We start from the raw sequence: 19,598 nt of genomic DNA, 5'->3' as shown, positions 1-19,598 counted from the left end.
TGGTCCATGCTGCATGTGGACAGCTGGAAGGAATTTCTCTGGGTCTGCATCGGCTTCATGGGCCAGATGCTGTTCACCATGCGTTTTCTGGTTCAATGGATTTCGTCGGAACGGGCGAACCGTTCGGTCATGCCGGTGGCCTTCTGGTATTTCTCCGTTCTCGGTGGTCTGGTGCTCCTGTCCTATGCCGTCTGGCGCCGCGACCCGGTTTTCGTCATGGGGCAGGCGTCCGGCCTGTTCATCTATGCCCGTAATCTCTGGTTGATCCATGCAGAACGCCGCCAGCATGCATGATGTGGCGGCGTTGCCCCATCTACAGGCAAGCGAGCAGCGCCGATGGATGACGCTTGCGCTTGCGGCAATCGTGCTTGTGACGGTGCTGCGTATCCTCGGTCTTGCCCTCAACCGAACTGACCTCTTCGTTGATGAGGCGCAATATTGGTTATGGGGCCGCGAGATGGCGCTCGGCGCCTATTCCAAGCCGCCCCTGATCGGCTGGCTCATTCGCGCATTCAGCATTCTGGGCGGCGGCGAGGGCACATTTCAGGTGCGGTTTGCCGCACCCGTGGTCCATGGTGTGGCGGCAGCGGCCATTCTTGTGCTCGGGCGCATGATCTATGATATCAGGCTCGCGTCGCTGGCTGCGGTCATCTATCTGACATTGCCCGCCGTGACGCTGGGCAGCCTGCTGATCTCGACCGATACGCCGATGATGCTGTTCATCGTGCTGTCGATGATCTGCGTGCGCAAGCTGGCATTGGCCCGAAGCGCGGGCAAACCGGCGATGGGCTGGGGCCTTGCTCTCGGTCTCTGTTTCGGCCTCGGCCTGATGTCGAAATATGCGATGATCTATTTCCTGCCCTGTTTCATCGCCGCCGGCTGGCTTTGCGAAGCCTGGCGCATCCGGCTGCGTGACGCGGGCATCGCCGCCCTTGTTTGCGTCGCCGTCATCGCTCCCAATCTGTGGTGGAATGCGGCCCATGATTTCATGACGGCGCGCCACACGGCGGATAATGCGAACTGGCACGGCGTTCAGCTGAAAATCGGCCCGGCGCTTGAGTTTTTCTTCTCGCAGGCGGGCGTTGTCGGGCCTTTCGTCTTCGTCGCCATGATCATCGCGACCTTCCGCGCGAAGAGTGCTGAAACCCGGGCGCTGGTCGCCCTTTCGGTGCCGATCGTGCTGTTGATAACGGCACAGGGGCTGATGTCGCGGGCGCTTGCCAATTGGGCGGTGGGGGCCTATGCGGCGGGCGTGCTTCTGGCGGTGCCCGTGCTGGCATCCCGGCGCTGGCTTACCATTTCCACCCTTGTGCTCGGCGGCATCGTTGCCATCGCCCTGCCGGTGATGACGATTGCCGGAACCGAATTGCGCCTGCCGAGCGGTGAACTGGCGATGAAGCGGTATCTCGGCCGCTCCGAGCTGGTGTCTACAGGCTTCGCGCGGGCGCGTGAGGCGGGGGCGGATGCCATCGTTGCCTCTGATCGCTCCATTCTGGCCGAGCTTTTTTATCAGCTGCGGGACGAGAAGGGGATCATGCTGCGGGCGCTGCCGGAAACCGGTGTTCCTTCCAGCCACTATGCTCTTCTTTATCCGCTGAAATCCGGCGAGGCGAGAACTCCGGTATTTCTGGCGATTTCGGATGCCCTGCCGGCTTGCCTTGCCGGTGAGGCACCGCTTTCCCGCTGGGTTGCCGGGCCGGGTTTTCTGGAAGGCAGGGAAATCGGAATCTGGCGTCTGCTCCCGCAATGCACTCCGGAGAGCGCTAATGGACGATGATCTCTCGCATATGCGGATCACGATCTGGGTGATGTTCGCCACATTGGCGCTCGTTATCCTGTTCGCGACCTTCCCGTCGATCGATCTTGCGGTCTCGTCGCTGTTCTTTTCTCCCGAAGGGCGTCTGTGGGCAGGTCGCGAGCCGCTTCCCGAATGGCTCCGCGACACATTGCGCGAGCTGACGGAACTCGCCGCTCTTCTGGCCTTCATCGTCTTTGTCGGCAATATCCGGCTGGGCGCTTTGCAGCGTACGGGCTGGCGGGTCTGGGCCTTTCTCTGGGGGCCGGTGGTTCTCTGCGCCGGGCTGCTGGTGAACGGGGTGCTGAAAGCCAATATTGGCCGTGCCCGGCCATTCAGCGTCAGCGATTTTGGCGGGCAGCAATTGTTCACGCCGCCTTTCCAGTTCAGTACGCAGTGTTATTCGAACTGTTCGTTTTCCTCGGGAGAAACCGCACTCATCGCGAGTTTTTTCCTGCCGCTCTGTGTGCTGGTCTGGCATCGCCTGCAATGGCGCGGGCGGTTTGTCATGGGCAGCGCCGCCGCCGGCGCCATAATCCTCATGTCAGGCCTGCGCATTGCAGCCGGCGGGCATTTCCTCAGCGATGTGGTGATGTCGGTTCTGTTTTCGGCCCTGACGACGCTGTTTCTCTACCGGGTGCTGGCGATCTCCCGCCACCGCCAGGTATTTACCGGCGATGCCGTGACAGCCGACGCAATCAGCCTGTGGCGTAATGGCAGCCATGCTGTCCGTGCCCGCTTCCGGCGCTGGTGGCCGAAAATCAAAGCCGCCGCCACACGCCTGCAAGGGCCTCCGGGTGCGGGGACGGCATCGTCCTGAGCGGCAATCAAGCATAGTTGCTGATGGTGCCCTGGACGCTTGCGCGGGTTTTCGGGGAGGAGGGCAGAGCCTTGTCCTTCAGGGACACGCATTGCTCGGTGGAACGCCGCTATATCCAGCGTCGCCTTGATCAAACATTTCATGCGTTTGCTTGAAAGGCGTTTGTATTTGGCGGACGTTCAGGCTGTTGACGACCCTGTCTCGATACTCGACGTCATCCTCGGTCTTGTACCGAGGATTCACCAACGTAGCTCAAAATCAATAGGCTGCAGATGCTCGGGACAGGCCCGAGCATGCAGAGACCGAGAGCGTATCAGTCGAACAGGCCGGAAACCGACTGTTCCTGCGCTGTGCGGTTGATCGCTTCGCCGAGCAGACCGGCTGTGCTGACCACGCGGATATTATGCGCGGACTGGACGGCGGTGGTCGGCTGGATGCTGTCGGTGATGACGAGTTCGCGCAGCTTCGAGGAGGCAACGCGGGCAACCGCGCCGCCGGAAAGCACGCCGTGGGTGATATAGGCGGTGACGCTGGTGGCGCCCTTCTTGAGAAGTGCTTCCGCCGCATTGCAGAGCGTGCCGCCGGAATCGACGATATCGTCGATGAGGATGCAATCCTTGCCGGAAACATCGCCGATGACGTTCATGACTTCGGATTCGCCCGGACGGTCACGGCGCTTGTCAACGATGGCCAGCAGACAGTCGAGGCGCTTGGCCAGCGCACGGGCGCGGACAACGCCGCCGACGTCGGGCGAAACAACCATGACGTTGTTGGTGTCGTAATGATCCTTCACATCGCGGGCCAGGATGGGCGCTGCGAAGAGGTTGTCGGTGGGGATATCGAAGAAACCCTGGATCTGGCCGGCATGGAGATCGAGGGTGAGAACGCGGTCGGCGCCGGCTTCGGTAATCAGATTGGCAACGAGTTTGGCGGAAATCGGAGTGCGGGGGCCGGCCTTGCGGTCCTGGCGGGCGTAACCGAAATAGGGAAGCACCGCCGTGATGCGCTTTGCCGAGGAGCGGCGCATGGCATCGATCATGATGAGCAGTTCCATCAGATGATCGTTTGCCGGAAACGATGTGGACTGGACGAGGAAAACGTCCTCGCCGCGCACATTTTCACTGATTTCTACGAAAATTTCCTGGTCAGCAAACCGCTTTACGGTGGCATTTCCCAAGGGAACGTTGAGATACTTGCAGATCGCTTCGGCAAGGTGCCGGTTCGAATTGCCTGCGAAAACCTTCATTGCGGCCGCCTGTTTCCATGCCATCGCCTTGCGCCACGGAAAAGTGTTTGCCGTAACCAAGCGTCGTTCAAGGGGAGGAACATCCGGCCGAAAAGCCTTTGCCGGATACGCCTTGTTGCCATGCGCGCCTTAATAGCGCTGTTGCTTCCGATTGCAAGAGGACTCCGCGCTTTCGCAATGATTTTCGTGAAATCTCTGTGACTTCTCCCGTCGTTTCACCTCATCCGCGTTGAGACTGCTTCCATGACGAATAGTCGTTCAGCGTTTTTGCGGCGATATCCTGCATGACCCTGTCGGTTACGGCGGCCCATGGATCGCTGCCCCTGGCGGCTATGGTTTCCTGCCCCTGCAGGCGGTGAAGCCTGACGCCATTGGCGTCCAGCACATCCCAGACATAGATGACATTGACCTTGCCGCCATCGGCGAAGGCGGAGAAATATCCCTTCAGGATGTTCTCAGCCGAATTGTCGTTGGACGCGCGGATTGTCAGTCCCTTTGCCCGTGCCTCGGCCCCCAGCTGACGCGAAAGCGGCGTGACGGCCTGAACGGGCGCGCCGATGATCGGCAGGAAACGGATGGTGTTGCCGGAGGAAGCGGCGGGGGTCAGCGCTGCCGTCTGCTGCGCCGGCTGTGGTTGGCTGGCAGGCAAGGATTGGGCGGGTGGCTGGCTTTGGCTGAGAGGCTCGCCATATTGGTTGCCGTTGGAAAGCGCCTGTGCCTGCGCCTGCAGGGAATTCTGCGGTGCATAAGCGGGCACGGAAGATGCTGTTGCCGGAGCGCCGGCGGGCGCGCGGTCGGCGGCGGCGGCCATCTGGTCGAGATCGCCCTGTGTCACCGGGCCCGATTGTGAGCCGTTGTGGCCGACATCCACCTGCGGCGTCAGCGCCTCTGTCGTGTTGCAGGCCGACAGGCCCAGCACCAGCGCCGGGACGACGAGGGCTGGGAAAAGGGGGCCTAACCCCTTCCGGCTCATGCGATGTTCCCTCTCATGTTCCGCTCCTTCTTGCCCAAGGTGGCGGCAATGTAGGGCCGGTTTTCCCGCTCTGTCAAACCCGGTGGCGATTTAAGCTGTGAGAAGATCGAGACTATGGCGTGAGAGCGGCTCGGGAGCGCCGTCCGTGGTCAGATAGGTCTGGCCGAGCGTCATCGCCGTGCCGGAATCGGAGTCCATCACGATCATGTGCACGAACAGCGTCATGTCGCTGGTTATCTCCTGCGGATTACCGGTGTGGAACATCTGGTGCTCCATCCAGGAGGGGGCGAAACGTGCGCCCAGCGAATAACCGCAGGAATTCAGCCGGTGGCGGGTCAAGCCGCGTTCGTCCATGACGCGGGCATGCACGTCGAAGACATCACCGAAGGTCTTGCCCGGCTGCAATACTTCCTCGATGGCGGTGAGGTTTTGCAGGCAGGCGCTGTAAAGCTCCTTCTGGCGGAAATCCTGTTCGCCGATCACCACGGTGCGCATCATGGCGGCATGGTAATGGGCACTGACGCCAGCCCATTCCAGTGTCAGCTGATCCTTGTCATCAAGCCTGCGGCGGCCGGCCTTGTAACGGCACAAAAGCGCATCTGCGCCCGAGCCGATGATGAATTCATTGGAGGGATAGTCGCCGCCGCCGCCCAGAACCGCACCCTGCATCGCTGCAAGGATGGCGGCTTCGTCGGCACCCGGCTTGATGAGTTCCAGGGCTGCGTCCAGAGCCGCATCCGCCAACTGGCCGGCCCTTCTGGCATAGGCGATCTCGGCGGGACTTTTGATGAGCCGCAGGGTGCTGACCAGATAGGAGGCGTCGATCATCTGGCAGAAGCTGGCAAGCTGGTTGTCCAGCAGGCGGGCGACGCGCCCGGTCATGCCGTGGGTGTCGTATTCAACGCCGATCTTGGCGCCGAGCAGGTCGAGATCGCTCAGGAGGTTTTTAAGATCGAGTGTGGGGTCGGCGTTGGGCCGGTCGACCCAGATGAGAATATTTTCGATGGTCGAGGTATTGCGGGCCTGACGCAGATCCGCCGAACGGGTCAGAAGCGTCATGGAGCCGTCCGACTTGACCACCAGCGTCTGGAAGAAACAATAGCCAAAAGTGTCGTAACCGGTCAGCCAGTACATGCTTTCCTGCGCGAAAAGCAGCATGGCGTCCAGTTTCTCTTCCGCCATCTTCGCAATCAGCCGTTCGCGGCGGGCATCGAATTCCGAGAGCTCGAAGTGCAGGGCCATTTAGTCCTCCAGAATTGCGATTGCGGAAATCTGCCGCCCGTAATCGGGCTCGGCTCTGTGGGTCGTGCGGCGGTAGGAATAGAAGCGTTCTTCGTCGGGATAGGTGCAGAGGCCGAGATTTTCCGCCCGCACACCCGTCTTGACCAGACGGTCCACCGTAAACTGCTTGAGGTCGAACAGGGCGTGGCCGTCTTTTTCGGAGGCGGTGAAGTAGGCCGCATAGGCGGGATCGAAATCGGTGAAGCGGGCCTTATATTCCGGTCCGACCTCGTAATTCGCCTGGCTGATGGAAGGGCCAAGCGAGGCGGCGATGCGGTCGCGGTTGGCGCCCAGCTTTACCATGGTCTCGATGGTGTTTTCGAGCACGCCGAAGAGGGCGCCCTTCCAGCCGGCATGGGCGGCTCCCACGACGCCAGCTTCCGCATCGGCAAAGAGGATCGGGCCGCAATCGGCGCTCAGCACGCCAAGTACGAAGCCCGGCGTCGCCGTCACCATCGCATCGGCCTGCGGGCGGCTGCCGTCATAGCTTTCATCGACCACCAGGACATCAGGGGAATGGACCTGATGTACGGTGGCGAGGCGTTCCGGGGACAGGCCGAACCATTGCGTAACGCGCCGGCGGTTTTCCTGCACCAGCTCCGGCTCGTCATTGGAGCCAAGGCCGACATTGAGACCCTGATAAAGACCCTCGGAGACGCCGCCCTGCCGGGTGAAAAAACCGTGACGGACGCGGTTTTCACTGAAGGCGGCGAGCAGGGGGCTCTGGATCGGGAGCGGCAAGGTGTCGTTCTGCATGGTGCGGGAGTTCCTTGGAGAATATCGCCTTTGGCCAGTGGGATGGGTCAAGCGAGATGTTTCCTGTTGCCGCTTCGTTGCGCGGCGCGTGTGATGCAGTGTGCCTGCTTCGTGTGTCGCGGCGATGTTGGCCCAGAGGTTATTGCGCTGTCAATCCACCGCGCGAAACGGCAGGAGATGGAGCGCGGGACTTGAAACGGCGATGACCTTGAAAAGTTCCCCCATCTTGCCGGCGCCTTCGCCGGCGAGACGGTTTACGGCTTCGGCGATTTCAAGCGTCTGGTCGGGTGTCGCCTTTGCGGCAAGCGCAGCTGCCCGCTCCTTGAGGCCGAGACCATAAAGAAAGTCGCCCTGTCTCAAGGTGCCATTGACATGCACACCGGTTGCCTCGGCAGTTCTGACGAGGCTTTCGAAATCGACATGGCTGGTGAGATCCGCTTGCCCCGGATGGGCAAGTGGCGGATCAAAGGCATGGTCGCGCATCGCCTGCAATGTGTCACCAAATCCGGCGACCAGGTGGCCGTAATCGATGGCGAGCGCCGTGCCGCCATGGATCGACAGACGCTGGCAGATCGCCGTCATGACGGCTTCACGGGCGGGAGAGATTTCGAATATGGTGCCGACCGGCTGCCGTTCGGGCAGGGGCGGCAGCAGCGTCGGATCGATGCCGGCAAGGCCTGTCGAGAAGACGAGTTCGTCATTAACATCGAGGCTGACGACGCGTTCGCGAAAGCCCTGCGGCGTCCTGACGAATTGCCGGATCGGGATGGCATCGAAAAGCTCGTTTGCGACGACGAGCAGGAAGCCTTCCGGCACATCGTCGAAGCTTTCATACCATGTCAGCCGGTCGGCGTGGGCGGTAAGCGTTTCCTTCTGGATGGCGGAAAGGCGAGGGCTGGTCTCCACCAGGTGGACCCGCATCGTCTCGTAGAGCGGCGGCGCGATGCGGCGGATGACGCGCAGCATGTCCGACATCATCGTACCGCGGCCGGGGCCTATTTCCACCAGCCGGGTCTGCGCGGGTGCGCCATGGCGCTGCCAGGCATGGACCACGAAAACGCCGAGCATTTCGCCGAAAAGCTGGCTGACCTCCGGTGCGGTGATGAAGTCGCCCGAGCGGCCGAAGGGCTCGCGGCTCTTGTAATAACCGTGTTCGGGATCAGCGAGGCAAAGCGAGAAGTAGTCGGTGACGCTGAGCGGACCGTTGAGCCGGATAAGGGATTTGATGCGTTGCGCAAGCGGTGTCGTCATGGCAGGCCATACCGCTTAGGCGCTTATTTTCGCGCTGCGTGCGCGCAGGACTGCCCAGAGGCCCAAAAGGAACATCGGCGTGGAAAGCACCATGCCCATGGTCAGCCAGTTACCGGCGAGATAACCGATCTGGGCATCCGGCTCGCGGAAGAATTCCACGAAGATGCGCGACAGCGCGTAACCGCAGACGAAGATGCCGGTGACGATGCCGGGTATCTTCAGCGCCCTGAAGGCGTAGATGGCGATTGCCAGAATGACGACAAGCACGAGGCCTTCGAGGCCGGCTTCATAAAGCTGGCTCGGGTGCCGCGCGAACGGGCCGCCGGTCGGGAATACGACCGCCCAGGGAACGTCGGCTATACGGCCCCACAATTCGCCATTGATGAAATTGGCGATGCGCCCGAACAGCAGGCCGATGGGCGCGACGGCGGCGACGACGTCGAACATGCTCCAGACGGGGATGCCGTTCTTGCGGGCAAAGAGGATCATGGCGATGGTAGTGCCGATGAGGCCACCATGGAACGACATGCCGCCGTTCCATATCTCAAGCGCCCTTATGGGATTGGCGGCGACGGCGCCAAGATCGTAAAACAGGATATAGCCGATGCGCCCGCCGAGCACGATGCCGCCGGCCGCCCACAGGATGAAGTCGTCAAGATGCTGCGCCGAGATCGGCGAGACATTGTTTGGCCAGAGGCGATCCGTACGGGCGAGACGGCGGGCATAAAACCAGCCGAGCATGATGCCGGCGACATAGGCAATGCCATACCAATGGATCGCCAGAGGCCCGATGGACAGGGCAACCGGGTCGATATTGGGAAATGGCATGATGGCTAGTTGGGTGGGAGCGGCTATCAATCCGTATATTCCGTCATCGTTGCTGGGCGGACAACAGAATGATCCATTGCCTCAAGGGGCCGGGCGATGATGCTCACCGGTCTCCCTGACGCCAAGGAAAATGGCGATTGCCGAGGCGGTGGTCAAGGCTAATCTTCGTGAGCGGATTGCGATGCCCGAGCCGCTGCCGAAAGGTCATCATTTTTCGATTTTGCTTGCAAGGCGGCTGTCGAGTGCCTACCTGAATGGCATCAACAGCGGGGATAAAAATACTCCCTGAACCGACGAAGGAACAGCGCCATGAGCACGACAGGCACCAATCGTTTTCTGGATGAATTCGCCAAGCTGATGACCGATGCGGCGGGCGCGGCGCAGGGCGTGCGCAAGGAAGCGGAGGCCGCTTTTCATGCGCAGGCGGATCGCTGGCTGAACAGCCTGGATGTGGTGCGGCGCGAGGAATTCGACGCGGTGCGCGAAATGGCCATCAAGGCGCGTGACGAAAACGATGCGCTGCGCGCCCGCATTGAGGCTCTGGAAGCGAAGCTTTCCGCCGTCAAGGACTGATTTTTTTAGCGCTTTTTCCTGATGGGTCCCGGATCGCCTGCGATTCCGGGACTTTTTGTTTGCGGGCCATGCAACTCGAAATAGTCCTCGCTTGTTCGAAACCGGCCTCCGCCCGCGAATTTTTTGAGGCCTGTGGACACTTCCAAAAAACGCAATCGCCAGAGTCGCTTATGTATCTCGCCTGAGGTGATGGGGGAGAAGATATCCACTGCTCAAAAAGCAAAAATGGGGCCCAAGGGGTGGCAGCAGGACTCGGCCATTATACACTGATTTTAAATGATGATTCGAAACGAACCTGGTAAGCTCCAGACAGGGTGAATGTGTAACTCTTTTGGTGTCGGGCAATCGTCTCAAGTGTTGAATCCGGTTTGTGTGTGCGTTTTGTGCCCGGCGTTCAAAACAGAACATTCAATACCGGCTGAGAAGGTGCCGCATGAGCCTGATGGAATTTGAAATTGAGCGTCAGTCCAATCCCGTGGACATGATCGAGATTGTCGCTGCCTCGAACGACTGGTCGTTCGAGCGTTCGGGCGAAGACGAGATCGCCATGACGGTGGCGGGTCACTGGGCCGACTATCACGTTTCCTTTTCGTGGATGGAGGAATTTGAGGCGCTGCATCTGGCCTGCGCCTTCGACATCAAGGTTCCCGATCAACGCGTCAACGAAGTCATTCGCCTGCTGTCGCAGGTCAACGGTCAGGTGCTGATGGGTCATTTCGATCTGTGGCGGCAGGAAGACGTGGTGATCTTCCGCCAGTCGCTGCTGCTGGCTGGCGGTGCCGAACCGAACAATCAGCAGGTTGAAGTGCTGCTTTCCAGCGCGCTGGAGGCCTGCGAACAATATTACCAGGCATTCCAGTTCGTCGTCTGGTCGGGGCTGGATGCGAAAAGTGCAATCGAAGCGGTCATGTTCGAGACCGTCGGAGAAGCGTGAAGATGGTGTACAAGGCTTCCGGTCCGCTCGTCCTCGTCGGCGCGGGCAATATGGGCGGCGCTTTGCTTTCGGGCTGGCTGAAAAAGGGCGTGCCAGGATCTCAGGTGATTGTCGTCGATCCACGCCCCTCCGATGCCATGCGAACGACGATTGCGGAAGCCGGTGCGGCCCATAGCGAAAGTGTCCCTGATGGCGTCAAGGCGGGCATTCTGTTCGTCGCGGTGAAGCCGCAGATCATGGACGTCGTGCTGCCGTCTCTCAAGCCCCTGCTGGGGCCGGATACGGTCGTCGTTTCTATCGCCGCCGGCACCACAATCGGCACTTTCGTTGCGCATTTCGGTGCCGTTGCCGCCGTGCGGGCCATGCCCAACACGCCGGCCATGGTGGGCCGTGGCGTAACAGGAGCCTATGCCAATGAATTGGTGACGCCGGAGCTGAAGGCTGTGGTGGACGGATTGCTGAAGGTCAGCGGCCCGGTGGAATGGGTGGAGACCGAAGGTGATATCGACGCGGTGACCGCCGTTTCGGGAAGTGGTCCTGCCTATGTCTTTTATCTGGTGGAATGCATGGCGGAAGCGGGCCGCAAGGCCGGTCTGCCGGCCGATGTGGCCATGCGTCTCGCACGCGAAACCGTGGCCGGTGCAGGCGAATTGTTGCACCAGTCCTCCGATGAGGCCGCGCGTCTGCGCCAGAACGTGACATCCCCGGGCGGCACGACGGCGGCGGCGCTTTCGGTGCTGATGGCCGAAGACGGGATGCAGCCCTTGTTCGACAAGGCAGTCGCTGCGGCGAAAACACGCGCCGAAGAGCTGGCGGGTTAAAGGGGCGGGGCATGAGCGGCGAAATTTCCTATGCCGATTTCGAGAGGGTCGATATTCGTGTCGGCACGATCATTGAGGCAGAGCCTTTTCCCGAAGCGCGCAAGCCAGCGTTCAAGGTGAAGATCGATTTCGGGCCGGAGATCGGCATCAAGAAATCTTCCGCGCAAATCACCGTGCATTATACGCTGGAAAGTCTTGTCGGCCGACAGGTGCTGGGTGTGGTGAATTTTCCGCCGCGCCAGATTGGCCCGTTCCGCTCTGAGGTTCTGACCCTGGGTTTTGCCGATGGCAATGGCGACATCGTGCTTGCCGCCGTGGAGCGGCCGGTGCCGAATGGCGAGAAAATGTGCTGACAGGGCACAACGGCGCGCAGACAAAGATTATGAAGGTGACTTTGTTTCCGTCATTCCAGCTCAGGGCGGAATGACGGGACAGGCGAACCGCGTTACCCTCTTCACTCGGATGGCCTAGGCCGGGATTTTGACGATTACCCGCAATCCGCCCATCGGGCTTTGATCCAGCGATACGTCTCCACCGTGGCTGCGGGCGATATCTCGCACGATGGAGAGGCCAAGTCCCGTGCCCGAGGCGTTGAGATTGCGCGCCTCATCCAGCCGGAAGAATGGCTTGAAGACATCCTCGCGTGACGCTTCCGGAATGCCAGGCCCGTCATCGTCGAAGGTCATGATGATCGAGCGTGGCGCCTTGCGTATGTCGATATGGAGATTGGTGGCGTAGCGTCGAGCATTCTCTGCCAGATTGGCGACGAGGCGAGAAAGAGCATTCGGACGCGCGATGATCCGTTCGATATTATAAAGCTCGTAGCTGAATGTCTTGCCGTGAAGCTCGAAATCATGGCCGATCTTTTCCAGAAGGGCTGGAAGTTCGAGTGTGCCGACATCTTCCCCGACGTCGGTGCGGGCGAAGGTGAGATAGGCCTCCAGCATCGACTGCATGTCCTCGACATCCTTGTCCAACCCTTCAAGGTCCGGATTGTCGCCCGCTAAGGCAAGTTGCAGCTTGAAACGGGTGAGGATTGTGCGCAGGTCATGGCTGACGCCATTCAGCATGGCGGTGCGCTGTTCCATCTGCCGCTCGATGCGTTCACGCATCAATATGAAGGCGAGGCCTGCCCGCCGGACCTCGTCTGCACCACGCGGGGAGTAGGCGCTGACCTTTTGTCCCCTGCCGAAATTCTCTGCCGCCTTGGCGAGCGATTCGATGGGTTTTATCTGCCCGCGCAGGAACAGAATGGAAATGGCGATCAGGACCAGCGACGCGCCGACCATCCAGACAAGGAAGATATGGGTGTTGGATGCGTAGGCCGCGCTGCGGCTGGTAAAGACCCGCAGGGTTTTGTCTTCCAGCTGGACGCGGATTTCAACCAGCGAGCCATTGCCATAGGTATCGATCCAGAACGGCCTGCCGATCTGCTGGGTCAATTGATCTGCCAGAATCCTGTCGAGAATGGAAAACAGCGGCTCGGGTTTTGGGGCGGGCAGGTCCGCCTTCGGTTCGATATAGACGCTGAGATCCAGTCTTTCGCGGGCAATGCGGATGACGCGCTGATAATCGTCTTCTTCCGGGTCGGTTTGCAGAAGCTCTATGATTGCGGCAATGTCGCGCGTCACGGCGGCGGAAAGGCGTTCCGTCACCAGCTGCCAGTGCCGCTCCATGAAGACGGCCGCGACCACGGCCTGAAGCAGGATCATCGGCAGGATGATGATGAGCAGCGAACGGGTATAAAGCCCGGTGGGCAACCAGTGGCGCAGCCACCTGCCGGAGGTGCGCCAGGCTTTCGCTATGCCGCTTTTTCTGACCGTGCCAAGAAAATCGAGGCTCGCCATGCCGTCAGCCCGCCTTTCGCTGGTGCCGCGCCCTGTCGAAAAACGAAACCGATTGTCGACGGGACGATGCACGGATTTAAAGTGTCAGAGCGCCCTTTGTGTGTTGGAAAGGTGCACGGGCGCTCTGTTGCTTGTCAGTCCACACTCAGCCGGTAGCCGATGCCGCGGACTGTCTGCAGATAGACCGGATTGGCAGGGTCGTCCTCGATCTTGCGGCGAAGACGGTTGATCTGCACGTCGATGGTTCTCTCGCCCACCTCGGATTCTGCCTCGACCAATTCGTGCCGCGGAATGGTGTCGCCGGCGCGCAGCGCGAAAAGCAGCATGATTTCCTGCTCTCGGTCCGTCAGGCGGATCGTTTCCGGGCCGCGCCGCAATTCCTTTTTGGGAATGGAGAAGCTGTAGGGGCCGAACATGATCTGTTCGATCTTGGGTGTGTCGGGCGACGTGTTGCGCCGCAGGATATTGTTGATACGCAGCACAAGCTCACGCGGATCGAAGGGCTTGGCCAGATAATCATCCGCACCCGCCTCCAGGCCCGCGATACGGGAATCCGCTTCCGAGCGGGCGGTCAGGAGGATGACCGGCACGGATTTGTTCTCGTTCAGCGAGCGGGTGAGCGACAATCCGTTTTCCCCCGGCATCATCACATCGAGGATGAGGAGGTCGAAACGGATGCCCATCATCTTGCGCCGGGCTTCGGCTGCATCCGCGGCCACGGAGATGCGGTATCCCTTGTCGCCAAGAAAGCGCTGCAGGAGATCGCGGATGCGGGCGTCGTCATCGACAATCAGGAGATGGGCGGCGTCGTCATCAGCCGGCGGGCGTTTTGTCGTCGCTGTCGCCATGATCAATCGCCTTCCGGGGTTGTCGGGCTGCGCATCTGCGCCAGGAACTGGCGCACGCAGGCCCGGGCCTCGGGCCCCAAGCCTTCCAGCGCTCGGTCAATGCGGCGCGATTGCGGCTCGCTCAGCGCCAGCGCCAGTTCTCGGCCTGTCAGCGTCGGATAGAGCCTGCGCTGGCGGCGGTCTTCCGGGCCTGCCATCTGGCGGATATAGCCGTCGTCGATCAATTGCTTGAGTACGCGGGCGAGGCTTTGTTTGGTGATCTGCAAGGTGTCGAGCAAATCCGCGACCGTCATGCCGGGCTGTCTGCTGACGAAATAGACGACGCGGTGGTGCGCCCGGCCATATTCCAGTTTTGACAGAATGACGTCGGGATCGGAGACGAAATCGCGATAGGCGAAGAACAGCGCCTCGATCGTATCGAAGTCGATCTTGCCGTCGTCAACCTTCGGGAGTGCCGGTGTCTGCCTGGCGGCTGCGGTTTTGAGCGATTGCGGTGGCACTGCGGTTCCTTCATATTCTGCGGCTGACATGCGTCGATGCGCCAATATTCTGTAAACATAGCCGAAAATGCGTCCGCTCGGGAGAATGCCGCCGATCATTTTCTGTTGCGGTGGATAATATGCTGCGGGTGCGGGTGCAACTGGAATCCTGACCGACCTTTACCGCAAATAGAAAAGAGCGCGGAATGCCCGCGCTCTTCAATGGTTTGATGCCATCTATCCGGCCTGATGAATGCCGGCTGGGCCTACTGGTAGACGTAGACGATCCGGTGTGTCGACGGTTCGACCAGAACCGGCACGTCGTTCACCCGGACATAACGGTACTGGTAGTCGGGTACTTCGACCAGCCGGGTGTCGGAGGGCAGGGTGGTGCCGACCACGACGTCACCATCAAAGGTGACGGTGTCCGCAGGGTGCTCGTCCATGTAGGTGATGACCGCTTCGGGCGGGGTAATGTCCACATCACCAACACGGCCAAGGTTCGGATCGCCGGGATTGGGTTCGGCCTGCACGCTCGCAGTTTTTTCGTATGTCACGACCGGCACTTCGATATCCGTTCGGCGTTGCTCGAGAATGACCGGAGAACCTTCATACATGACGTTCAGATAATCGGCATGTGCCCAACCGCGCAGGCCGTTGACTTCGATACGGCACCAGCTGCTGCCTTCCATGCAGCCGTCCAGAACCGCGTTGCTGCCACGGGTGGCGAGGCCGAGTTCGGGATAGTCCTCACCCGGGCCTGAACGAACGGAAATGTCCGATGCGGTTGTGGCGACCATGGCGGCGTTTGCATAACCGGCCATCAGTGCGAAAGCGCCGCCAGCCATGAGCATTTTAAGCGTCTTGTCCATGTGTCTCACTCCTTTCAAGACTGGAGCTACAACGTCGCAGCCTTCCGGGCGTTCCACATTTTTCGCGGCGGGCTCCTGAAACTCACCCGCGTTTATCCTTTATCCTGTTGAAATTAAATAATATTTTTAGAGTCATTAAAGCCGTTGGGAGGTGATTGGTTTCCGTCGCCATTGTGTCGAAACCGGTCGCGGGCTATAGGAGGCAGGATTTGTCAGACAGGGAGATACGGGAAATGGGAAAGTTACAGGCGGGCATTATCCCGGTCACGCCGTTCGAGCAGAACTGCACCATTCTCTTCGATCAGGACACGAAGGAAGGTGTCGTCGTTGATCCCGGCGGGGATGTGGACGTCATTCTCCAGGTGGTTTCCGAAAACGGTATCACGCTCAAGGAAATCTGGCTGACGCATGGGCATCTCGATCATGCCGGCGGCGCTGAAGAATTGCGCGAAAAGCTCTCTTTACCGGTCATTGGCCCGCACGAGGACGACCGGCCGTTGCTCGAAAGGATCGAGACGCAGGCCGAAAAATACGGGATCACCGGTCTTCGCAACGTCCTGCCGGACCAATGGTTGAAGGAGGGTGACAAGGTCTCTTTCGGGGATCATGTCTTCGAGGTATATCATTGCCCGGGCCACGCCCCTGGCCATGTCATCTATTATAATCGCGACCAGCAGTTCGCCCATGTCGGCGATGTGCTGTTTGCGGGGTCGGTCGGCCGTACGGATCTGCCCGGTGGAAACCATGAACAATTGATGGCGTCCATTCGCGACAAGCTGCTGCCGCTCGGAGATGATGTCGGTTTCATCTGCGGTCACGGTCCCGGCGGCCGGCTTGGAGAGGAGCGGCGGACCAATCCTTATCTCAAGGGTATCTGAGTTTCCCGTGTTGTGACGCCTGCCCGCGTCGGGCAGGCACAAAAAAACCCGGCATTCCTGCCGGGCTTCAACTAGAAAAGAAAGCCGTTTTAGGGTCAGCCAGCAATCTGCAGATTGACTGCCTTCGGGCCCTTGCCGCGACGATCCGGTTCCGTGTCGAAGCTCACTTTCTGATTTTCTGAAAGTCCGGACAGGCCAGAAGCCTGTACAGCAGAGATGTGAACAAAGATATCAGCGCCACCATTGTCTGGCTTGATGAAGCCGAAGCCTTTGTCTGTATTGAAGAATTTTACGGTGCCAGTTTCGGCCATGCATCAGGTCCTTTTCGCTCTGCCCGCGTTCAGCTACAGGCAGCATTACAGTTTTGCCCCGCGAGGGCGTTGGCAGGCAGTTCTTGACTATTGAGAAAAAGGACCTTCACAGCGGGAAGTAATGGCGTTCTCATCCAACGTTTTTCGTCCCACCGCCCGAGGTTTATAGCGTCCCCAGTGCGCAAATTTATAGGCCTTCCCATGCTCGCAAATTGCCCGAACCGCGGTAGAGTGATGCGTTTATCGAAAATTGGCAAGCAAAAGTTTTCACGGGCTTTTTGTCAGATAAAAAACCTGCGGTAGAATTACTGCGTGGAATCGCATATTTTTTCCGCATAATCGATTATTGATGAAATAATTGCCGTTCGCCTTTGGTTTTCCGGGCAAAATTTGAACATCGAACCCCGATTTTTCAGCGAATGAGAAAAATACGTTCTTTTGGCGTCAGGCCGCTCCAGCCATGGATTTTTGCCGCTTTCGCGTCAGTTCCGGCACCAGTTCGACGATCAATATGGCGACGAAAATGATCAGGCAGCCGATATAGCCGGCATTTGAAATGGTCTCCTTCAGGAAAACCGAGGCCAGCAAAGCGCCGAAAAGCGCTTCTGAGGACAGGAATATCGCAGCCTGCGGCGCCGTCGTGTAACGCTGGCCGATGACCTGCAGCACGAAGGCGAGGCCGGAGGAAACAAGGCCGACATAGAGAATTTCCGCCATCGACGCTTCTATCGAAGCCAGGCTGATGGGTTCGAAGACCACCCCGATCATGCAACTCAAAAGAGAGCAAACCGCAAACTGGGTGCAGGAGAGCGCAAGCGGACGCTCGCTTTCGGAAACGAAGCGGCCGGCGAGCGTGATCTGGATCGCCCAGAAGAAGGCGCAGATGATGCTGAGAATATCGCCCCGCGTCAGCGTCTCGAATGCGCCGCCGGAGAGCAGGAATATGCCGCCCAGCATCATCAGGGCGCAGGGCCAGACGATCCAGTGGGGATGGCGCCGGTAAAGGATGACGGCAATGACCGGAACGAAGATGACGTAAAGCCCGGTGAGAAAGCTGGAATTGGTAACGGTCGTGGTCAAAAGCCCGACCTGCTGGGTGGTGGCGCCGCCGAACAGGGCCAGTCCCACGAGAATGAAGCTGCCGATCTCCTTGCGGCGCGGCGGCGACTTTTTCGAACGGGTTTCCATCATCGCAAAGGGCAGCACGGCGATTGCGGCAATGGCGAAACGCAGGCCGACGAACCAGAACGGGCCGATCGAGGCCATGGCGGAGGATTGCGCGACAAAGCCACCTCCCCAGATCGCTGCGGCGAGCAGAAGCAGCATATTGGCCTGAATACGCGTCATGATTGGCACCAGCACAGCAGGGGCCGGAAGATCAGTCAGTCACGGCCTTGGAAATTCGGGGATTTTTTGAAATGTCGATCCGACGGTTTCGCTGGTGCTTTAGCAGCAAGCTGCCGATGCCGCAAGTCAGGGGAGATGGCCATAGCGGGTGCGGGAGCCGATGCCGCCCTTTATGGTGGCGGCCTATTTGAAGCGGCGGGCTTCATCCTTCAGGCTTCGCCGGGTGAGTGTGAGGCCGCCTATGCCGAGGCCGATGAAGGCTGCGGCCGACAGAATGATAAGCAGGATGTGAGGACCGGCCTGCGATGTTGTCGCCACCTGCGGGATAGCGGATGTGTGCAGGGTATCGACCGCCTGAGCCGCTGCATTTGCCGAGGTTGCAATGCCGGCTGCCATGGTGACAATGACAAGAAACGCCGCGACCGCCATCCAGAGCGAGAACAGCGTTCTCTGCGCCCTCAACCTTTCAACGGAAGTCCGATCGTTGGTAAACATGGCGATTGCCTCTTGTCCCTGTTCCTGAAGGATAAAAGAGGCTTCGAAATGGACGGCTTGGAGACCGAATTCTGGCGTTCCAGAGTATTTATTGTGGCGATATTGCGGCAAGGCCGATTATGGGGCCGTTGCCCCCGCCAATGGCGTCAGAGGCCGCGTTTTCCGAAGGTCCGGGTCTGGCGCAGCGGATGCGCTTCAGGCGTGCGTTCGTCCCGGGAAAATGCCGGTGCGGCCGCGTTCCTGTCCGCTCTCGGCGAAGGGGAAAAATACTCGCTGCCAAGTTCGGGAAAGCGGGCGTCGAATGTTGTCGGCGCGAGCTCGGGTTTCGCCAGAACGTAACCCTGCATCAGCAGGACGCCCAGTTCCTCGCACAGCTCGACCTGCCAGCTGGTTTCCAGCCCTTCGAACACGGGCTCTATTCCATCGTTGCGGAATTGGCTGACGATGACGCGCAGAAGGGCGGCGCCCGCCGAATTCTGCATGAAATCGCGCACCCAGCCCGCTTCGAATTTCACATAGTCGGGCTTGATGAGTTTCACCCGGTCGATGTCGGAATCGCCGGCACCATAGTCGTCCAGCGCCACGCGAAAGCCGATATCATGCATGTGATAGGCGAAATCGGCGACTATCTGCGTGTCAGACGCCTTTTTCTCGGAGATTTCACAGACGATGCGGTCTGCGGTCATGCCGGCCTCGTGGGCGGCCAGCCGCATGCGCTCCACCTCCTGGCGCATCTTGGCAGGTGTCTGGAACAGGCCCGGATGGAAATTGACGAAGATGCGGGCGCGGGAACGATTGAGCCTGCCGGTATTGAGGATATGGATGGTGCGCAGGATACTGTCGATATTTTCGATATCTTCGGGCGCCACCAGCGAGAAGAATTCACCTGGCGTCACCGGTTCGCCGTTGCGGTGGGGTCGCACCAGACCTTCGAAGGAATCGATGTCGAGCGCACCGCTCATCGTTCGGCGGAAAATGGGCTGCAGGGCCGATTTCAGGTTGAAGGGGCTATAGGCCGTGGACCATGTGCCATCGACCTCGCGGACAAGACTGGAAAAGATGCTTTTGGGCGCCATTTTTCAACCAGCTATAGAGACACGACCCCTAGGCTCGCTAATGTAGCGGATCAAGCGTTACTTCCGGGTTAAGCAAGCTTTAAATTCTTCGCTATGTCACATATGCCGCTTTTGGCCTTGAAAGAGTGTCTGTCTTTCGACATAGAAAATGCCGCAGAAGATGGGAT

The 19,598-nt window shown here is 59.7% G+C and carries 23 protein-coding genes; 9 read left to right on the top strand and 14 right to left on the bottom strand.

The features are described 5' to 3' along the window. Positions 1–6 precede the first annotated feature (6 nt). Genes FY152_09305 through FY152_09295 form a run of 3 tightly spaced genes read left to right on the top strand, consistent with a single transcriptional unit; the run spans position 7 to position 2,615 of the window. Positions 7–294, top strand: a complete 288-nt coding sequence (locus FY152_09305) for a lipid A biosynthesis protein (protein ID UXS33253.1) — start codon at positions 7–9, stop codon at positions 292–294. After that, the gene (locus FY152_09300) at positions 269–1,777 is read left to right on the top strand and encodes a glycosyltransferase family 39 protein (GenBank protein UXS32274.1); all 1,509 of its coding nucleotides are present in this window, start codon (positions 269–271) and stop codon (positions 1,775–1,777) included. The genes FY152_09305 and FY152_09300 overlap by 26 nt, the downstream gene beginning before the upstream one ends. Then, positions 1,767–2,615: a phosphatase PAP2 family protein gene (locus tag FY152_09295; protein ID UXS32273.1), complete on the top strand. Its 849-nt coding sequence runs from the start codon at positions 1,767–1,769 to the stop codon at positions 2,613–2,615. The genes FY152_09300 and FY152_09295 overlap by 11 nt, the downstream gene beginning before the upstream one ends. A gap of 313 nt (positions 2,616–2,928) precedes the next feature. Here the strand turns inward: FY152_09295 and FY152_09290 are convergent, their stop codons facing one another. The 6 genes from FY152_09290 to FY152_09265 form a co-directional block, all read right to left on the bottom strand. Beyond that, complete coding sequence (locus FY152_09290) at positions 2,929–3,861, bottom strand: ribose-phosphate pyrophosphokinase (protein UXS32272.1); 933 nt, start codon at positions 3,859–3,861, stop codon at positions 2,929–2,931. A gap of 220 nt (positions 3,862–4,081) precedes the next feature. Continuing rightward, positions 4,082–4,834, bottom strand: coding sequence for a hypothetical protein (locus FY152_09285; GenBank protein ID UXS32271.1), 753 nt, complete (start codon positions 4,832–4,834; stop codon positions 4,082–4,084). 90 nt (positions 4,835–4,924) lie between these two features. Then, positions 4,925–6,076, bottom strand: coding sequence for an aminopeptidase P family protein (locus tag FY152_09280; protein ID UXS32270.1), 1,152 nt, complete (start codon positions 6,074–6,076; stop codon positions 4,925–4,927). Beyond that, positions 6,077–6,871, bottom strand: coding sequence for a peptidoglycan editing factor PgeF (pgeF, locus tag FY152_09275; GenBank protein UXS32269.1), 795 nt, complete (start codon positions 6,869–6,871; stop codon positions 6,077–6,079). A 150-nt stretch (positions 6,872–7,021) separates the two neighbouring features. Beyond that, on the bottom strand, positions 7,022–8,122 hold the full coding sequence (locus tag FY152_09270; GenBank protein ID UXS32268.1) for a class I SAM-dependent methyltransferase: 1,101 nt from the start codon (positions 8,120–8,122) through the stop codon (positions 7,022–7,024). A gap of 15 nt (positions 8,123–8,137) precedes the next feature. Beyond that, positions 8,138–8,950: a prolipoprotein diacylglyceryl transferase gene (locus FY152_09265; protein UXS33252.1), complete on the bottom strand. Its 813-nt coding sequence runs from the start codon at positions 8,948–8,950 to the stop codon at positions 8,138–8,140. A 130-nt stretch (positions 8,951–9,080) separates the two neighbouring features. Between FY152_09265 and FY152_09260 the strand changes: the two genes are divergently transcribed. From FY152_09260 to FY152_09240, 5 genes are all read left to right on the top strand, one after another. Beyond that, positions 9,081–9,239, top strand: coding sequence for a hypothetical protein (locus tag FY152_09260; GenBank protein ID UXS30547.1), 159 nt, complete (start codon positions 9,081–9,083; stop codon positions 9,237–9,239). A 20-nt stretch (positions 9,240–9,259) separates the two neighbouring features. Then, complete coding sequence (locus FY152_09255) at positions 9,260–9,523, top strand: accessory factor UbiK family protein (protein UXS32267.1); 264 nt, start codon at positions 9,260–9,262, stop codon at positions 9,521–9,523. A gap of 433 nt (positions 9,524–9,956) precedes the next feature. Beyond that, positions 9,957–10,457 carry a hypothetical protein gene (locus tag FY152_09250; GenBank protein ID UXS32266.1) on the top strand — a complete coding sequence of 167 codons (501 nt, stop codon included), beginning with the start codon at positions 9,957–9,959 and terminating at the stop codon, positions 10,455–10,457. 2 nt (positions 10,458–10,459) lie between these two features. Continuing rightward, on the top strand, positions 10,460–11,278 hold the full coding sequence (locus tag FY152_09245; GenBank protein UXS32265.1) for a pyrroline-5-carboxylate reductase: 819 nt from the start codon (positions 10,460–10,462) through the stop codon (positions 11,276–11,278). Positions 11,279–11,289: 11 nt separating this feature from the next. After that, the gene (locus FY152_09240) at positions 11,290–11,631 is read left to right on the top strand and encodes a tRNA-binding protein (protein ID UXS32264.1); all 342 of its coding nucleotides are present in this window, start codon (positions 11,290–11,292) and stop codon (positions 11,629–11,631) included. A gap of 114 nt (positions 11,632–11,745) precedes the next feature. Here FY152_09240 and FY152_09235 read toward each other — a convergent pair whose 3' ends face one another. The 4 genes from FY152_09235 to FY152_09220 form a co-directional block, all read right to left on the bottom strand. Beyond that, the gene (locus FY152_09235; GenBank protein UXS32263.1) at positions 11,746–13,125 is read right to left on the bottom strand and encodes a two-component sensor histidine kinase; all 1,380 of its coding nucleotides are present in this window, start codon (positions 13,123–13,125) and stop codon (positions 11,746–11,748) included. A gap of 134 nt (positions 13,126–13,259) precedes the next feature. Continuing rightward, complete coding sequence (locus FY152_09230; protein UXS32262.1) at positions 13,260–13,973, bottom strand: response regulator transcription factor; 714 nt, start codon at positions 13,971–13,973, stop codon at positions 13,260–13,262. A gap of 2 nt (positions 13,974–13,975) precedes the next feature. Next, a complete protein-coding gene (locus tag FY152_09225) occupies positions 13,976–14,503 on the bottom strand; it encodes a MarR family transcriptional regulator (protein UXS32261.1) in 528 nt (175 codons plus the stop codon). A 215-nt stretch (positions 14,504–14,718) separates the two neighbouring features. Further along, positions 14,719–15,324 (bottom strand): DUF1236 domain-containing protein, encoded by a 606-nt coding sequence (locus tag FY152_09220; GenBank protein UXS32260.1) that lies wholly within the window; start codon positions 15,322–15,324, stop codon positions 14,719–14,721. Between the two features lie 233 nt (positions 15,325–15,557). On the opposite strand from FY152_09220, the gene FY152_09215 reads away from it, so the two are divergent. Further along, the gene (locus FY152_09215; protein UXS32259.1) at positions 15,558–16,202 is read left to right on the top strand and encodes an MBL fold metallo-hydrolase; all 645 of its coding nucleotides are present in this window, start codon (positions 15,558–15,560) and stop codon (positions 16,200–16,202) included. A gap of 95 nt (positions 16,203–16,297) precedes the next feature. On the opposite strand, the gene FY152_09210 is transcribed toward FY152_09215, so the two are convergent. From FY152_09210 to FY152_09195, 4 genes are all read right to left on the bottom strand, one after another. Next, on the bottom strand, positions 16,298–16,513 hold the full coding sequence (locus tag FY152_09210; GenBank protein ID UXS32258.1) for a cold-shock protein: 216 nt from the start codon (positions 16,511–16,513) through the stop codon (positions 16,298–16,300). A 444-nt stretch (positions 16,514–16,957) separates the two neighbouring features. Then, positions 16,958–17,860: a DMT family transporter gene (locus tag FY152_09205; GenBank protein ID UXS32257.1), complete on the bottom strand. Its 903-nt coding sequence runs from the start codon at positions 17,858–17,860 to the stop codon at positions 16,958–16,960. Between the two features lie 183 nt (positions 17,861–18,043). Beyond that, a complete protein-coding gene (locus tag FY152_09200) occupies positions 18,044–18,289 on the bottom strand; it encodes a hypothetical protein (GenBank protein UXS33251.1) in 246 nt (81 codons plus the stop codon). A 212-nt stretch (positions 18,290–18,501) separates the two neighbouring features. After that, on the bottom strand, positions 18,502–19,431 hold the full coding sequence (locus tag FY152_09195) for an EAL domain-containing protein (protein ID UXS32256.1): 930 nt from the start codon (positions 19,429–19,431) through the stop codon (positions 18,502–18,504). Positions 19,432–19,598 lie beyond the last annotated feature (167 nt).

It is taken from the genome of Agrobacterium tumefaciens (assembly GCA_025560025.1).
Taxonomy (GTDB): domain Bacteria; phylum Pseudomonadota; class Alphaproteobacteria; order Rhizobiales; family Rhizobiaceae; genus Agrobacterium.
Note: the sequence above shows the minus strand (reverse complement) of the source record. Positions and strands in the feature narration are given on the sequence as shown.

What these genes read in the sequence shown, in the direction of transcription:
- FY152_09290 (UXS32272.1), bottom strand. Translation starts at nt 3,861, where the DNA reads ATGAAGGTTTTCGCAGGCAATTCGAACCGGCACCTTGCCGAAGCGATC.
- pgeF (UXS32269.1), bottom strand. Translation starts at nt 6,871, where the DNA reads ATGCAGAACGACACCTTGCCGCTCCCGATCCAGAGCCCCCTGCTCGCC.
- FY152_09205 (UXS32257.1), bottom strand. Translation starts at nt 17,860, where the DNA reads ATGACGCGTATTCAGGCCAATATGCTGCTTCTGCTCGCCGCAGCGATC.
- FY152_09280 (UXS32270.1), bottom strand. Translation starts at nt 6,076, where the DNA reads ATGGCCCTGCACTTCGAGCTCTCGGAATTCGATGCCCGCCGCGAACGG.
- FY152_09215 (UXS32259.1), top strand. Translation starts at nt 15,558, where the DNA reads ATGGGAAAGTTACAGGCGGGCATTATCCCGGTCACGCCGTTCGAGCAG.
- FY152_09260 (UXS30547.1), top strand. Translation starts at nt 9,081, where the DNA reads ATGGCGATTGCCGAGGCGGTGGTCAAGGCTAATCTTCGTGAGCGGATT.
- FY152_09200 (UXS33251.1), bottom strand. Translation starts at nt 18,289, where the DNA reads ATGGCGGTCGCGGCGTTTCTTGTCATTGTCACCATGGCAGCCGGCATT.
- FY152_09210 (UXS32258.1), bottom strand. Translation starts at nt 16,513, where the DNA reads ATGGCCGAAACTGGCACCGTAAAATTCTTCAATACAGACAAAGGCTTC.
- FY152_09285 (UXS32271.1), bottom strand. Translation starts at nt 4,834, where the DNA reads ATGAGCCGGAAGGGGTTAGGCCCCCTTTTCCCAGCCCTCGTCGTCCCG.
- FY152_09245 (UXS32265.1), top strand. Translation starts at nt 10,460, where the DNA reads ATGGTGTACAAGGCTTCCGGTCCGCTCGTCCTCGTCGGCGCGGGCAAT.
- FY152_09250 (UXS32266.1), top strand. Translation starts at nt 9,957, where the DNA reads ATGAGCCTGATGGAATTTGAAATTGAGCGTCAGTCCAATCCCGTGGAC.
- FY152_09235 (UXS32263.1), bottom strand. Translation starts at nt 13,125, where the DNA reads ATGGCGAGCCTCGATTTTCTTGGCACGGTCAGAAAAAGCGGCATAGCG.
- FY152_09195 (UXS32256.1), bottom strand. Translation starts at nt 19,431, where the DNA reads ATGGCGCCCAAAAGCATCTTTTCCAGTCTTGTCCGCGAGGTCGATGGC.
- FY152_09300 (UXS32274.1), top strand. Translation starts at nt 269, where the DNA reads ATGCAGAACGCCGCCAGCATGCATGATGTGGCGGCGTTGCCCCATCTA.
- FY152_09265 (UXS33252.1), bottom strand. Translation starts at nt 8,950, where the DNA reads ATGCCATTTCCCAATATCGACCCGGTTGCCCTGTCCATCGGGCCTCTG.
- FY152_09270 (UXS32268.1), bottom strand. Translation starts at nt 8,122, where the DNA reads ATGACGACACCGCTTGCGCAACGCATCAAATCCCTTATCCGGCTCAAC.
- FY152_09305 (UXS33253.1), top strand. Translation starts at nt 7, where the DNA reads ATGCTGCATGTGGACAGCTGGAAGGAATTTCTCTGGGTCTGCATCGGC.
- FY152_09240 (UXS32264.1), top strand. Translation starts at nt 11,290, where the DNA reads ATGAGCGGCGAAATTTCCTATGCCGATTTCGAGAGGGTCGATATTCGT.
- FY152_09230 (UXS32262.1), bottom strand. Translation starts at nt 13,973, where the DNA reads ATGGCGACAGCGACGACAAAACGCCCGCCGGCTGATGACGACGCCGCC.
- FY152_09225 (UXS32261.1), bottom strand. Translation starts at nt 14,503, where the DNA reads ATGTCAGCCGCAGAATATGAAGGAACCGCAGTGCCACCGCAATCGCTC.
- FY152_09220 (UXS32260.1), bottom strand. Translation starts at nt 15,324, where the DNA reads ATGGACAAGACGCTTAAAATGCTCATGGCTGGCGGCGCTTTCGCACTG.
- FY152_09255 (UXS32267.1), top strand. Translation starts at nt 9,260, where the DNA reads ATGAGCACGACAGGCACCAATCGTTTTCTGGATGAATTCGCCAAGCTG.
- FY152_09295 (UXS32273.1), top strand. Translation starts at nt 1,767, where the DNA reads ATGGACGATGATCTCTCGCATATGCGGATCACGATCTGGGTGATGTTC.